The 13,071-nt window shown below is 72.5% G+C and carries 11 protein-coding genes; 8 read left to right on the forward strand and 3 right to left on the reverse strand.

The genetic code is table 11. From position 1 onward, the window contains the following. Positions 1–33: 33 nt before the first annotated feature. Both IE185_RS04835 and IE185_RS04840 read left to right on the forward strand, forming a co-directional pair. Positions 34–1,008, forward strand: a complete 975-nt coding sequence (locus tag IE185_RS04835) for a helix-turn-helix transcriptional regulator (protein ID WP_138896717.1) — start codon at positions 34–36, stop codon at positions 1,006–1,008. A gap of 388 nt (positions 1,009–1,396) precedes the next feature. Continuing rightward, entirely contained in the window at positions 1,397–1,612 is a 216-nt protein-coding gene (locus IE185_RS04840; RefSeq protein WP_138896718.1) for an I78 family peptidase inhibitor, read from the forward strand. Between the two features lie 127 nt (positions 1,613–1,739). On the opposite strand, the gene IE185_RS04845 is transcribed toward IE185_RS04840, so the two are convergent. After that, complete coding sequence (locus tag IE185_RS04845; protein ID WP_189714696.1) at positions 1,740–2,780, reverse strand: phosphatase PAP2 family protein; 1,041 nt, start codon at positions 2,778–2,780, stop codon at positions 1,740–1,742. A gap of 458 nt (positions 2,781–3,238) precedes the next feature. On the opposite strand from IE185_RS04845, the gene IE185_RS04850 reads away from it, so the two are divergent. Together IE185_RS04850 and IE185_RS04855 are read left to right on the forward strand one after the other, a co-directional pair. Next, positions 3,239–4,960, forward strand: a complete 1,722-nt coding sequence (locus IE185_RS04850; protein WP_138895449.1) for an MFS transporter — start codon at positions 3,239–3,241, stop codon at positions 4,958–4,960. Between the two features lie 116 nt (positions 4,961–5,076). Continuing rightward, complete coding sequence (locus IE185_RS04855) at positions 5,077–6,276, forward strand: acyl-CoA dehydrogenase family protein (RefSeq protein WP_138895448.1); 1,200 nt, start codon at positions 5,077–5,079, stop codon at positions 6,274–6,276. Between the two features lie 13 nt (positions 6,277–6,289). Here IE185_RS04855 and IE185_RS04860 read toward each other — a convergent pair whose 3' ends face one another. Then, positions 6,290–6,730 carry a cell division protein SepF gene (locus tag IE185_RS04860; RefSeq protein ID WP_138895447.1) on the reverse strand — a complete coding sequence of 147 codons (441 nt, stop codon included), beginning with the start codon at positions 6,728–6,730 and terminating at the stop codon, positions 6,290–6,292. A 291-nt stretch (positions 6,731–7,021) separates the two neighbouring features. Here IE185_RS04860 and IE185_RS04865 point away from each other — a divergent pair, with 291 nt between their 5' ends. The 4 genes from IE185_RS04865 to IE185_RS04880 all read left to right on the forward strand — a co-directional run bounded on the left by IE185_RS04865 (position 7,022) and on the right by IE185_RS04880 (position 11,920). Beyond that, on the forward strand, positions 7,022–8,254 hold the full coding sequence (locus IE185_RS04865; RefSeq protein ID WP_189714698.1) for a DUF5685 family protein: 1,233 nt from the start codon (positions 7,022–7,024) through the stop codon (positions 8,252–8,254). 193 nt (positions 8,255–8,447) lie between these two features. Further along, positions 8,448–9,239, forward strand: coding sequence for a DUF1684 domain-containing protein (locus IE185_RS04870; protein ID WP_138895445.1), 792 nt, complete (start codon positions 8,448–8,450; stop codon positions 9,237–9,239). Between the two features lie 293 nt (positions 9,240–9,532). Next, a complete protein-coding gene (locus tag IE185_RS04875; RefSeq protein ID WP_138895444.1) occupies positions 9,533–10,435 on the forward strand; it encodes a S1 family peptidase in 903 nt (300 codons plus the stop codon). 402 nt (positions 10,436–10,837) lie between these two features. Next, on the forward strand, positions 10,838–11,920 hold the full coding sequence (locus tag IE185_RS04880; protein ID WP_138895443.1) for a S1 family peptidase: 1,083 nt from the start codon (positions 10,838–10,840) through the stop codon (positions 11,918–11,920). A 92-nt stretch (positions 11,921–12,012) separates the two neighbouring features. Here IE185_RS04880 and IE185_RS04885 read toward each other — a convergent pair whose 3' ends face one another. Next, the gene (locus IE185_RS04885; RefSeq protein ID WP_138895442.1) at positions 12,013–13,035 is read right to left on the reverse strand and encodes a DUF3533 domain-containing protein; all 1,023 of its coding nucleotides are present in this window, start codon (positions 13,033–13,035) and stop codon (positions 12,013–12,015) included. Between the last annotated feature and the right edge of the window lie 36 nt (positions 13,036–13,071).

Here is a 13,071-nt window from a genome sequence, read left to right on the forward strand (position 1 = left end):
GTAGCTGTCCTCAAGCCCTGGCAGACTCGCCCCATGTTGGAGACCTCGGCACGTCTGCTGCGCCTGCTCTCGCTGCTCCAGGCCCACCGCGAGTGGACGGGCCCCGACCTGGCCGAGCGGCTCGGCGTCACCCCGCGCACCGTGCGCCGCGACGTCGACCGGCTGCGCGAGCTCGGCTACCCCGTCAACGCCAGCCCCGGCACGGGCGGCGGCTACCAGCTCGGCGCCGGCGCCGAGCTGCCGCCGCTGCTCCTCGACGACGAGGAGGCCGTGGCCGTCGCGGTCGGCCTGCGCACCGCCGCGGGCCAGGGCATCGAGGGCATCGGCGAGACGTCCGTACGGGCGCTGGCCAAGCTCGAACAGGTGCTGCCGAACCGGCTGCGCCGCCGCGTCGGCGCGCTCAACGCCTTCACCGTCCCCATGCTGCGCGGCCCGGGGGCGTCCACCGTCGACGCCTCCGTCCTGACCGAACTGGCCAACGCATGCCGGGACAGCGAGCGGCTGCGCTTCGAGTACCGCGACCACGGCGGCAGTTCCACCCGCCGGACCGTGGAGCCGCACCGCCTGGTGTGCACCGAGCACCGCTGGTACCTCGTCGCCTGGGACCTGGACCGTTCGGACTGGCGTACGTTCCGGGTGGACCGCGTCACGCCCACGCCGCCGCACGGCCCGCGCTTCGAGCCGCGCGATCCCCCGGCCGCGGACCTCGCGGTGTACGTCTCCCAGGGCGTGTCCACCAAGGTGTACGCGGCGAAGGCGGTGGTGCGGCTGCTGGCGCCGCTGGAGGAGGCGCGCCAGGCCGTCTCGCCGAGCGACGGCGTGCTCGAAGCGGTCGACGAGCACAGCTGTCTCCTGCGCACCGGGGCGGCGAGCCTCGACGTGCTGGTCCTTCACATCATGCTGATGGGCTTCGACTTCCAGGTGGTCGAGCCGCCCGAGCTCACGGAGCGGTTCCGGTCGGCCCGTGATCTCCTCGCGCGCGCTCTGGACCGAGGCGGGCCCGAGTGACCTGGGCGCCCGCCGGTCGGCCGCGAACGTACGGCGGCCGGGTACGTACCCGGGGCCGCGGCGACTCACCTTCGCGGGTGCGGATTCTGTGGGGGAACCGTGAATTCGCTACGACCCGTCAGTTGTGCGGCGGGAGCGCAGGGGCGGAATTCGGGGAGCGCACGAAGGTGCCGGGAATGAATTCAGAATCTGCTATTGCGTGATGATTCGAGGGGTGTTTCATTTCCGTCCCGCTGGGCAGTGGATGCCCTATTGGGCGAGGGCGTTCATGCCGAACGGCTGTCGTGATCCTGTGACACAAGTGTGACCGCTGAGGTATGTGAGGCGGTGACTCACCGCGCGGGCCCCGCACTTCCGTCCCCGTCCCCGGCGGCCTACGGTGAGGGGCATGTCACCTCTACCGACCCCCTCGTCACAGCCCGACGACGCCCCCGAGGCGTACGTGGGCCTCGATGCCGCCGGAGCGGAGCGGCTGGCCCGGGAGCGCGGCTGGACCACCGTCAGAGCGCTCGCGCCGGGCTCGATCATCACCATGGAGTACCTGGCGGGCCGCCTCAACTTCGAGGTCGACAAGGACACCGTCATCCGCTGCTGGAAGGGCTGAGAGATCCGGCCCGGCCCGGCGGGCGCGGGCGGGCACGGCGAAGGCCCCGGCGGGCTCCATCGGAGCCCGCCGGGGCCTTCGTGCGCGGGTGGGGCCTGTGCGTACCGCCCCGCGGTCCTGCGGGCCGTCAGCCGCCGGCCACCGGCCGGGGCGACGTGCCGGGGCGCGCCGCGCCCGTACGGTCGGCGTGCGGCGGCCGGCGGCTGCCCGCCGGGGTGACGGGGGTCCGCTCCGAGCGGGCCGTGTGGGGCCGCTGGGCGGGGTGGACGGCGGTCCTGGAGCCGCCCGGGGAGCGGCCGGCGCCCCCCGCGGCCACCGGCTCGCGGGCGGGGCCGTCCGCCTGCGCGGTGCTGCGGGCGGTGGGGTGGCGCTGCGGGAAGAGACCGGGCGACAGGCGTCCGCCGGCCGGTGCGGGCCGCGCGGCGCCGAGCCGGCGACGGTCGCGCCAGACCTCGCGCACCGCGAAGATCCACGCTTCGGTGCGGCCGATCAGCGGCTCGAACCACGGCAGGCTCAGCAGGATCAGCAGCCCCGCCGCCCAGCCGAGGAGCACATCGCTCACCCAGTGGGTGCCCAGGTAGACGGTCGTCGCGCCGACGCCGAGGGCGACGACGGCGGAGAGCACCGAGAGCCAGCGCCTGGCCCGCGGGGTGGTCGCCAGATAGGCCAGGATGCCCCAGGTGACCACGGCGTTCGCGGTGTGACCGGAAGGAAATATATCGCCGCCCGCGAACATCTCGGCCGAGCCGATCTCCGTCGCGTAGTGCGGGCCGCGCCGGCCGAGGCCCAGCTTCACCGCGCCCACCGTCACGTTCAGCAGGAGCAGCGAGGCGCCCAGCGTCAGCAGCGGGCGCAGGGTGTGCTGGCGCCAGGAGCGCCAGCCGAGCCAGGCCGCCACCATGACGGCGGTGGGGCCGCGCTGCCCGAGCACGACGAAGTAGTCCAGGAAGGCGTGCAGTTCCGGCCACTGCTCGTACGGCCGGAACAGCATGATCTTCCAGTCGAGAGCCACCAGCCAGGAAGTGATCAGCACGGCCCAGACGATGGCGATGTAGAACGCCAGCGTCGAACCGAAGATCGCCGTACGGGTACGGCTCATCCCGGGGATCTCTATCTTCGGCGGCTCCGGTTCCCGGTCCAGCCGGGCAAAGATTCGGTCGGTACGCACTGAATCGACGTTACAGCGAGTGAGCGACAAGCCCGGCCCATCCGGCATCTTTGTGATGACGATGTGATGTGGGGTGTGTCTCACCGGGGCGGTAATTCCAGGCCGTTCGGGAAAGCCTGAAGGTCCGCTGCGCAATTCATTCGGAGGCCCGCTCGTAAGAGTGAATGGGTGGCGATGAATTGCGTTCACCGGAACTCAACGCGGAATTTCCCGCTCCCTCACGCGCATCTCAAGATCGCGGGAGGCCCCCGGACCGGACCCCGGCCCGCCCGGCGTGACGTGGCGCACACCACACCCGGCCGTTCGCCCTGGTGAGAGGTGCGCCACGCGACCCGGGTGTGAACTCGCGTACTCTGACGGCTCACTCGCCCGTCGATGCCGGGCCCGCGGGAACGTTGGACAACGCCGTTCCCGCCGGTCCGCCGAGCGCGAGGGATGCGCCACTGGGAGGGACGTACATGTCAGGGACGACCACGGCCGGAACACAGCGGTCTGCGGGCGCCCCCGGGCACCGGCCGGGTGCGAGGGCCGTGCGGCCCGCGAAGGCCGTGCGGCGCGCCGGGATCGCCGGGCCCCTGAGAACCGTACGGGCCGCCCCCGGCAACCGGTGGGCCGTGCTGGTCGTCCTGTGCGTCAGCCTCCTGCTGGTCGCGCTCGACGCGACGATCCTGCACATCGCCGTGCCGGCCGTCTCCGAGGACCTGCGCCCCGGCGCGATGGAACTGCTCTGGATCGTCGACGCCTATCCGCTGGTCTGCGCCTCGCTGCTGATCCTCTTCGGCACCCTCGGCGACCGGGTCGGACGCCGCCGCGTCCTCCTGCTCGGTTACGGCCTCTTCGGCGGCGCGTCCGCGCTCGCCGCCTTCGCGGAGGGCCCGCACGTCCTCATCGCGGCCCGCGCGCTGCTCGGCGTCGGCGGCGCGATGATCATGCCCGCGACGCTGTCGATCCTGCGCCAGGTCTTCCCCGACCGGCGCGAGCGCGCCGTCGCCATCGGCATCTGGACGGCGGTCGCGGCCATAGGAGCCGCCACCGGACCGGTGCTCGGCGGCTTCCTCATCCAGCACTACTGGTGGGGTTCGGTCTTCCTCATCAACATCCCGCTCATGGCGCTGATCCTGCCCGTCGGCCGCTGGCTGCTGCCGGAGTCCCGGGGCAGCGGGCAGGGTCCGTGGGACGTGCTCGGCGCGCTGATGGCCGCGGCCGGTGTGCTCGGCGTGGTCCTCGGCGTGAAGCGGGCCGGCGGCGAGGGCGTCGCCGACGCGAAGACGCTGCTGCCGCTGCTGGTCGGCGCCGCGCTGCTCGTGCTGTTCGTACGGCGTCAGCGGACCCGGGCGCAGCCGCTGATCGACGTGACGATGTTCGCCAGGCCCGCCTTCTCGACGTCCGTCGGCTGCATCGTCCTCGCGATGCTCGCGCTGGTCGGCCTGGAGCTGATCGCCGTCCAGTACCTCCAACTGGTGCTCGGACTGGGCCCGCTGGAGACCGGGCTGAGGCTGCTGCCGCTGACCTTCGCCGCGATGGCCGCCGCCGCCACCGGCTCGTACACGCTCCAGCGCCTCGGCCCGCGCGCGATGGTCTCGTGCGGCTTCGCGCTGACCGCCGCGGCCGTGCTCGTACTGACCCTGATGGGTCAGCACGACCGGCCCGCGCTGCTGACCGCCGGCTTCGTGCTGCTCGGCTTCGGGCTCCAGACCACGCTGTTCGGCGCGTACGAGTCGATGCTGAGCGAGGCCCCGGCCGAGCACGCGGGCGGCGCCGCCGCCATCGGCGAGACCTCGTACCAGCTCGGCGCCGGCATGGGCATCGCCCTGCTCGGCAGCGTCATGAACGCGGCCTACGCGCCCGCCGTCGCCCGGATCCCCGGCGTCTCCCCGGCGCAGAGCGCGGGCGCGGCGAACTCGCTCGGCGAGGCGTACACGGTGGCGGACCGGATCGGCGGGCCCGCCGGTGACGCGCTGCGCTTCACCGCGCGGCACGCCTTCGTCCACGGCCTGCACGTGACGCTCTTCGTCAGCGCGGGGCTGCTGCTGCTCGGCGCGCTGGCCGCGCTGAGGCTGCCGCGGCTGATGGACTGCGGGGCGCGGGGCGCGGAGAAGGAGTACGGGGGCGAGCCGTTGCCGCAGGTGAGGCTCCCGGCCTCCCGGGAGCACGCCGGGTCTGGACGCGCCGCTCGCTGACCCCGTAACGTCGGCAGCGCGCCGTAACTACCACCGCTAGTTTTACGTCGATCGCACGCACCGCACCCCACGTACCGCCTCGCACCGTGAGCCGAGCAGCCGCCGGAGGGCCAGGAATGTCCGCAACCTCGAAGCTTCCGCCGTTCGACCCCAGCGACCCGATCGGCATCGACGACCTGCTGGCCCCCGAGGACCTCGCGATCCGCGAGACCGTGCGGAACTGGGCCGCCGACCGCGTCCTGCCGCACATCGCCGACTGGTACGAGCGCGGTGAACTCCCCGGCATCCGCGAGCTGGCCCGCGAGCTCGGCTCGATCGGCGCCCTCGGCATGTCCCTGGAGGGCTACGGCTGCGCGGGCGCGTCCGCCGTCCAGTACGGCCTGGCCTGCCTGGAGCTGGAGGCCGCCGACTCCGGCATCCGCTCGCTGGTCTCCGTACAGGGTTCCCTCGCCATGTACGCGATCCACCGCTTCGGCTCCGAGGAGCAGAAGCAGCGCTGGCTGCCCGGCATGGCCGCCGGCGAGATCATCGGCTGCTTCGGCCTGACCGAGCCCGACCACGGCTCCGACCCGGCCGGGATGCGGACGTACGCGAAGAAGGACGGCGCCGACTGGGTGCTGACGGGCCGCAAGATGTGGATCACGAACGGGTCGGTGGCGGGGGTGGCCGTCGTCTGGGCGCAGACGGACGACGGCATCGGTGCTATTCGCGGATTCGTCGTACCGACCGACGCCGCCGGCTTCTCGGCGCCCGAGATCAAGCACAAGTGGTCCCTGCGCGCCTCGGTCACCAGCGAGCTGGTCATGGACGAGGTGCGGCTGCCGGCCGACGCCGTACTGCCGGAGGCCACGGGGCTCAAGGGGCCGCTGAGCTGTCTGAGCCACGCGCGGTACGGCATCGTGTGGGGCGCGATGGGCGCCGCCCGCGCCAGCTTCGAGGCCGCGGTCGACTACGCGAAGACCCGCGAGCAGTTCGGGAAGCCGATCGGCGGCTTCCAGCTCACCCAGGCCAAGCTCGCCGACATGGCGGTCGAGCTCCACAAGGGCATCCTGCTCGCCCACCACCTCGGGCAGCGCATGGACGCGGGGCGGCTGCGCCCCGAGCAGGTCAGTTTCGGCAAGCTGAACAACGTGCGGGAGGCGATCGAGATCTGCCGCACGAGCAGGACGATTCTCGGCGCGAACGGGATCTCGCTGGAGTACCCGGTGATGCGGCACGCGACGAACCTGGAGTCGGTGCTCACCTATGAGGGCACCGTCGAAATGCATCAGCTCGTCCTGGGCAAGGCGCTCACCGGCCTTGACGCCTTCCGGTGAGCGGCCCTGCCTGTCAGCTCTGGTTGAAGAAGCCGTGCGTGTCGCGGCCCGCGGCCTCACCGCTGACGACCTCGGTGTCGGCCGGGCTCAGCAGGAAGACCCGGTTCGCGACGCGCTCGATCGAACCGCGCAGGCCGAAGGTGAGGCCGGCGGCGAAGTCGACGATGCGCTTGGCGTCGGAGGGTTCCATGGACGTGAGGTTCATGATGACCGGGACGCCGTCCCGGAAGAGCTCGCCGATGCCACGCGCGTCCCGGAAGCCGTCCGGGGTGACCGTGGCGATCCTGGGGCTCTTGTCCTCGGCGGACTCGGAGACCGCCCTCACCCGCGGGTCCGTGACCCAGGGCTCGGCCGTCTCGTTGCTTCCCTCGGCGTACTCGTCGTCGTAGTAGCGGTCGTCGTCGCTGTCCTCGACGAGCCCGAGCCAGGCACTGGCCTTGCGCACCGATCCCATGGGACGCCTCCTTTCACCGCGGTCGGTCTGTGTACCGCTCCCCCTATCGTCGTCCATCATGCGGATTACGCGCCAAGTGGATAGCCGCCGCGCAGGGGATTCGTGACGGTACTGGTGCAGAAGTTGTGGCGATTCGTCAAGGTTCCACCCCTGTCAGGCTGCTGACAGAGTGAAAAATAGGACCGTCGGGCCACACGGGTGAGGAAGGGGACGGACGGGTGAACCCGGGGGGCCCGCGACCGCCTCGGTACGATGCGGGCCGCACTGTTCAACAACTCACGGGGGAGCGCCTTGTTCGGAATCGTCAGGCCATGCGGTCATCGGCTCTCGGAGGCGCTCAGGACCGAGTGGACCGCCCATCTGTGCGGTCTGTGCCTGGCACTTCGCGGTGACCACGGGCAGCTCGCGAGGGTCGTGACCAACTACGACGGGCTGATCGTCTCGGTTCTGACGGAGGCTCAGTCCGAGCGCGCCACGGGATGGCGGCGCACGGCCGGACCCTGCCCCCTGCGCGCCATGCGGACCGCGCCCGTCGCCCAGGGCGAGGGGGCCAGGCTCGCGGCGGCCGTCTCGCTCGTCCTGGCCTCGGCGAAGATGCGCGACCACGTCGCCGACCGGGACGGGCTGTTGGCCCGCAGGCCGGTGGCGGCGGCCGCCCGGCGGGTCGCCGCGGGCTGGGACAGGGCGGGCGCGCGTACGGGCGCCTCCCTGGGCTTCGACACCGCGCTGCTGGTCGACGCGGTGGACCGGCAGGCCGGGATCGAGGCGCTGGCGGGGCCCGGCACCTCCGTCCTGACGGTCACCGAACCGGCCGAGACGGCGACGGCGGCGGCCTTCGCGCACACCGCCGTGCTCGCGGGCAGGCCGCAGAACGCGGCGCCGCTCGCCGAGGCGGGCCGGCTCTTCGGGCGGCTCGCGCATCTGCTGGACGCCGTGGAGGACCTGGAAACTGACGCGGCGTCGGGTGCGTGGAACCCGCTGACGGCGACGGGCACCACGCCGGCCGAGGCGCGCCGGCTGTGCGACGACGCCGTGCACGGCGTACGGCTGGCGCTGCGCGACGCGTCCTTCACGGACGCCAGGCTGGCTCACGTACTGCTGGCGCACGAGTTGAGCCGCTCGGTGGACCGGGTGTTCGGCACGGCGGCCTGCGGCCACCAGGGCCAGGTCCAGGCGTACGGGACACCGCCGCCCGGGGCCGGTCACGGCGGCGGCGGTCCGTACGGCTCGAACAACCCCTACGGCGGTGGCGGGGCCGGCGCTCCGGGCGGCGGTTACGGCGGCTACGGCGGTCCGGGCGTGCCCGGGGGCCCCGGCGGGATGCCGCCCGGCTTCACGGGCGAGCCGCACCGGCCCGGCCGGCGCGGCTTCTGGGCGGGGTGCGCCGTCGCGATCGGACTGTGCTGCACGTGCAAGCTCTGCTGCGCGTCGGAGTACGAAGGGGCCTGGTCGCGGAAGAAGCGCGAGGGCCTCTGCCACAAGTGCGACTGCGACTGCTGCGACTGCTGCGACTGCGACTGCTGACGCGGGAGGAAGCGGGCGGTCGCGCGGGTGGTCCGCGGGCGGGCGGTGCACGGTAGATCTGCGCGCGAGCGGGCGGTGCCCGAGTGGTCCTCGCACCGGCCGTCCGCGCGCCGGCGGCGGCAGCCGTGTCCGACGCGGGTGGTGGCTCTCGCGCTCCCCGTCCCCGCGGCGCGCGTGTGGAAGGGTGGCGCGCATGAGCACCGACCCCCAGCAGGACTGGAAGCACTGGCACGAGCGGCGCGCCGCGACGGTCTCCGCGCCGTACGGTCCGCTCTCGCTCACCGGCACGTACTGGCTCTCCGACTACCCGGAAGGCCGCGTTCCCGGCGTGCCGGGCCGGTGGACGGCCGACGGTGACGAGGTCCTCCTGACCGCCTCGCCCCAGGACGGGATCACGGCCGACGGCGAGCCGGCGGCCGGCGAGGTCCGGCTGACCGCGGACACCGGACCCGTACCGGAGTCCCGCGTCGCCGCCGCCGGACGGCGCCTGGTCGTCCTGCGCCGCGAAGGGCTGTGGGCGGTCCGGGTCTTCGACCCCCGGTCGCCCGCCCGGCGTGCGTTCGCGGGCCTGGAGGTGACGCCGTACGACGCGAAGTGGGCACTGCCGGGCCGGTTCCGTCCGTATGCCGAAGGACGCACCACCGTCCGGGTCGAGAACGCGGACGGGCGCGAGCGGGGGCTCGGGCTCGCCGGGGAGATCGCCTTCGAGATCGACGGCGCCGAGCACACGCTCCAGGTCGCCGTCGAGGACGACGGCTCGCTGTGGGCCGTCTTCGCCGACGCGACCGGCGGAGCCGGTTCGTACCGCTTCCGCTTCCTGCGGCCGCCCGCGCCCGCCGCCGACGCGACGGTGACGGTCGACTTCAACCGGGCGTTGCTGCCGCCGTGCGCCTTCGCCGACCACTTCATCTGCCCGTTCCCGCCGCCGGGCAACACCCTGCCGGTCCCGGTCCCGGCGGGGGAGCGGAACCGGATCGACCGCTGACCCGTCCCAGCGGCGGACCGGCGCCACGCCGCACCCCGGCCACGTCACCACCGCGTGGCGGGCGCCGCCGCGCAGCCCCGCCGGCCTCCGTGCCGCCGGGGCCGCGAGCCGTGCCGCGCCGCGCGTGCGGCCGAAAGGCGCCCTTGCGCGCGCTGTTGACGCCCCGAATACTCCCGAGGAGCGCTTGTCAGGAGCACAACCTGTCCGGAATCCGGACCGGTTCTCTGACTGCGCCTCACGGACCCTGCTCACCCCACGAGCGGGTCCCCTACTTCCCTCGGGAGGAACGAAAAGTGAGGATCAAGCGCACTACCCCCCGCAGTGGCATAGCCAGACGGTCCCGCCTGATCGCCGTCACGGCAGGTCTCGTCGCCGCAGCCGCACTCACCGTACCGAGCGCCAGCGCCGACACGGCCGGCACGTTCAGCGCCAACCAGCTCGCCTCCGCGAGTGACGCGGTCCTCGAAGCCGATGTCGCCGGTACCGCCTGGCACATCGACAAGGCGAAGAACGCCCTGGTCGTGACGGCCGACAGCACGGTCTCCGCCGCCGAGATCGCCAAGATCAAGCGGGAAGCCGGTGCGAACGCGTCCGCCCTCCGCGTCGAGCGCACCCCCGGCAAGTTCTCCAAGCTTCTGGCCGGCGGCGACGCGATCTACGCCACGAGCTGGCGCTGCTCGGCGGGCTTCAACGTCCGCAACAGCGCCGGTACGTACTTCTTCGTGACCGCCGGCCACTGCACCGACGGCAACCCGCCCTGGTACACCAACTCCTCCCGTACCACGAGCATCGGCCCGACGGCCGGATCGAGCTTCCCGGGCAACGACTACGGCCTCGTGCGGTACGCGAACACCTCGCTCGCGCACCCCGGCACCGTCGGCAACCAGGACATCACCAGCGCCGCCAACGCCACCGTAGGCATGTCGGTCACCCGCCGCGGCTCCACCACGGGCACCCACAGCGGCTCCGTCACCGGCCTCAACGCCACGGTGAACTACGGCGGCGGTGACATCGTCTACGGCATGATCCGCACCAACGTCTGCGCCGAGCCCGGCGACAGCGGCGGGCCGCTCTACTCCGGCAGCCGCGCCATCGGTCTGACCTCGGGCGGCAGCGGCAACTGCTCCTCCGGCGGCACGACCTTCTTCCAGCCGGTCACCGAAGCACTGAGCGCGTACGGAGTCAGCGTCTACTAGGAGCCCTGTCCCAGGACGAACCGGCTTCAGGTGAGTCCCCGTCCGGTCGAACCGGGCGGGGACTCACCGCTGAGCACAGCAGGGCCGCGCAGTCCATCAACCCGGCTTTTCGCGCGGCGAGTTGCCGCACTGCGTACGCGCGCCGCCGGAATCCGGTCCGCAGGGGCGAGTACCGGACAGGACTAGTCCTCACCCGCTGCTGCCCGGGTGATCGCACGCGGTGTTCGCGAACGCGACCGGCACAGGCGGCGCCTGGCGTGTAAAGACATCGAGGGCGTGCGGAGGCTGTCGTGTGCGCGTCCTGAAGTCGACCTTGTGTGCGGACGATCAGCCTCGGAATAGTGGGCGTACTCGGATCTGCCCCCACTTCGCAGGTCCGAAACCCCCACAGGAGGTCATTACGTGAAGCACCGACGCATAGCCAAGCGGCGTGTGGCGATGGCGGGAGCAGGCATCGCGGCGCTGGTCGCGGCGGGAGTCACCTTCCAGACTGCGAACGCCAGCGAGGAGACCCCTCAGTACACCGTCAAGACGCTGTCGGCGAAGGGGGCCGGAAAGCTCGCCTCGGACCTCGACTCGGTCCTCGGCGGCGACGCGGCAGGGGCGTACTACGACAGCGAGTCCAAGGCGCTCGTGGTCAACGTCGTCGACGAGGCGGCGGCCCAGGGCGTCCGGAAGGCGGGCGGCAAGGCGAGAATCGTCGAGAACTCCCTCGCCGAACTGAAGGCAGTGCGGAGCACTCTCACCGAGAAGGCCACCATTCCCGGTACTTCGTGGGCCACCGACCCGGTCACCAACAAGGTCGTCGTGACGGCCGACCGTACGGTCAAGGGCGACGCGTGGGCGAAGCTGGAGAAGGTCGTCGGCGCGCTCGGGCAGAAGGCCGAACTGAAGAAGTCGGCCGGGGAGTTCAAGCCGCTCATCGCGGGCGGCGACGCGATTCTCAGCGGCGGTGGGCGGTGCTCGCTCGGCTTCAACGTCGTCAAGGACGGCGCCCCGCACTTCATCACGGCGGGTCACTGCGGCCGGACGGGCAGCCAGTGGACGGACTCCACCGGCGGGGCGCTCGGCACGATGGCCGCCTCGACGTTCCCCGGCAACGACTTCGCGCTCGTGAAGTACGCCGACGGGGTCGAGCACCCGAGCGAGGTCAACCTCTACAACGGCAGCACGCAGCCGATCACCAAGGCGGGCGAGGCGACCGTCGGCATGAAGGTGACGCGCAGCGGCTCCACCACGCAGGTGCACGACGGCGAGGTCACCGCGCTCGACGCGACGGTGAACTACGGCAACGGCGACATCGTGAACGGGCTCGTCCAGACCACGGTCTGCGCCGAGCCCGGCGACAGCGGCGGCTCGCTCTTCGCGGGCGACACGGCGATCGGGCTCACCTCGGGCGGCAGCGGTGACTGCACGTCGGGCGGCGAGACGTTCTTCCAGCCGGTGCCGGCGGCACTGGCGGCGCTGGGCGCGGAGATCGGCTGACCTCGGGCCGGCCAGGGGGCCTCGTCCGGTACGCGCGTACGCCGCGTACCGGACGGGGCCTTTCGCACGCCGCCCGGGGGCCGTCCCGACCGTCAGACCCCGAACGGACGCGTGTCCGACGCGGCCGGTCTGCGCAGTACCGCCATCGCCAGGGTGATCGCGCTGCCGGCCACCGCCCACGCGGCGAGGACCAGGCACGGTCCGAGCAGCGCGTTCCCCTCGAAGTACGCGATCGAACGCGCCGCCCACGTGCCCGCCCCCGGCGGCAGGGCCGGCCCGATCGCCGCCCAGAACGGCGGCAGCATCGGCAGCGGGAACGCGCCTCCCGCGCTCGGATTGCCCGCGATCACCACCACCAGGACCGCCAGGCCGATGCCCACGATGCCGGTCAGCGCCTGGAGCGCCAGCGTGAGCGCGCCGACGGCGAAGACGACAAGCGCGCCGAGACCCCACAGCGCCAGCACGCTGCCCGGCAGGGCGCCGAGGACCGGGCCGACGATCACCGCGCCGCCGATCCCGCCCGCGATCGAGTAGAACGCCATGACGCCGAGCCTGATCACGGCCCGCTGCCCGTTGGCGGGCCGGGAGCCCGCGCTGATCGCCAGGATCGAGGCGCAGAGGTAGCCGCCGACGCACCACCCGACGACCAGGTAGAAGGCGGAGAGCCCGTCGAAGTCCTCGGGGGAGGCCGGGGCCACGTCCACGGTCCGCACGTTCCGCTGCCGGGGCGCCTCGATCTTGTTCGTGAGCGTGGTCAGGGCCGAGGACAGGACGGTGCCGCCGCCCGAGGCGACCAGCAGGGTGTCGGTGTTCGACGCGGGGTCGACGATCAGCGCGCCGTCGATGTCGCGGTTCACGATCTGCCGGCGGGCGGTGGCCTCGTCCGCGACCGTACGGGGGTCCAGCGGGTCTCCGGGCAGTCCTTCGAGCTGCTGGACGAGCCGGCCGGCCGCCTGCTCGGGCGCCACGACGGCGAAGGGGACGTCCCTCGGCTTCGGGTGGTGCAGCGCCCCGACGTACGACGTGATGAACAGCAGCTGCAGCGCCAGCACGCCGATGACGAGCAGCGCGGCCCGTGGTGTGACGGCGTTCTTCACCTCGTCGACGAAGGTCATGCCCCTCACGCTCGGTGTCCTGCGGTGTTTGCGCAG

This window comes from Streptomyces chryseus, assembly GCF_014650755.1.
GTDB classification, from domain to species: Bacteria; Actinomycetota; Actinomycetes; order Streptomycetales; family Streptomycetaceae; genus Streptomyces; species Streptomyces chryseus.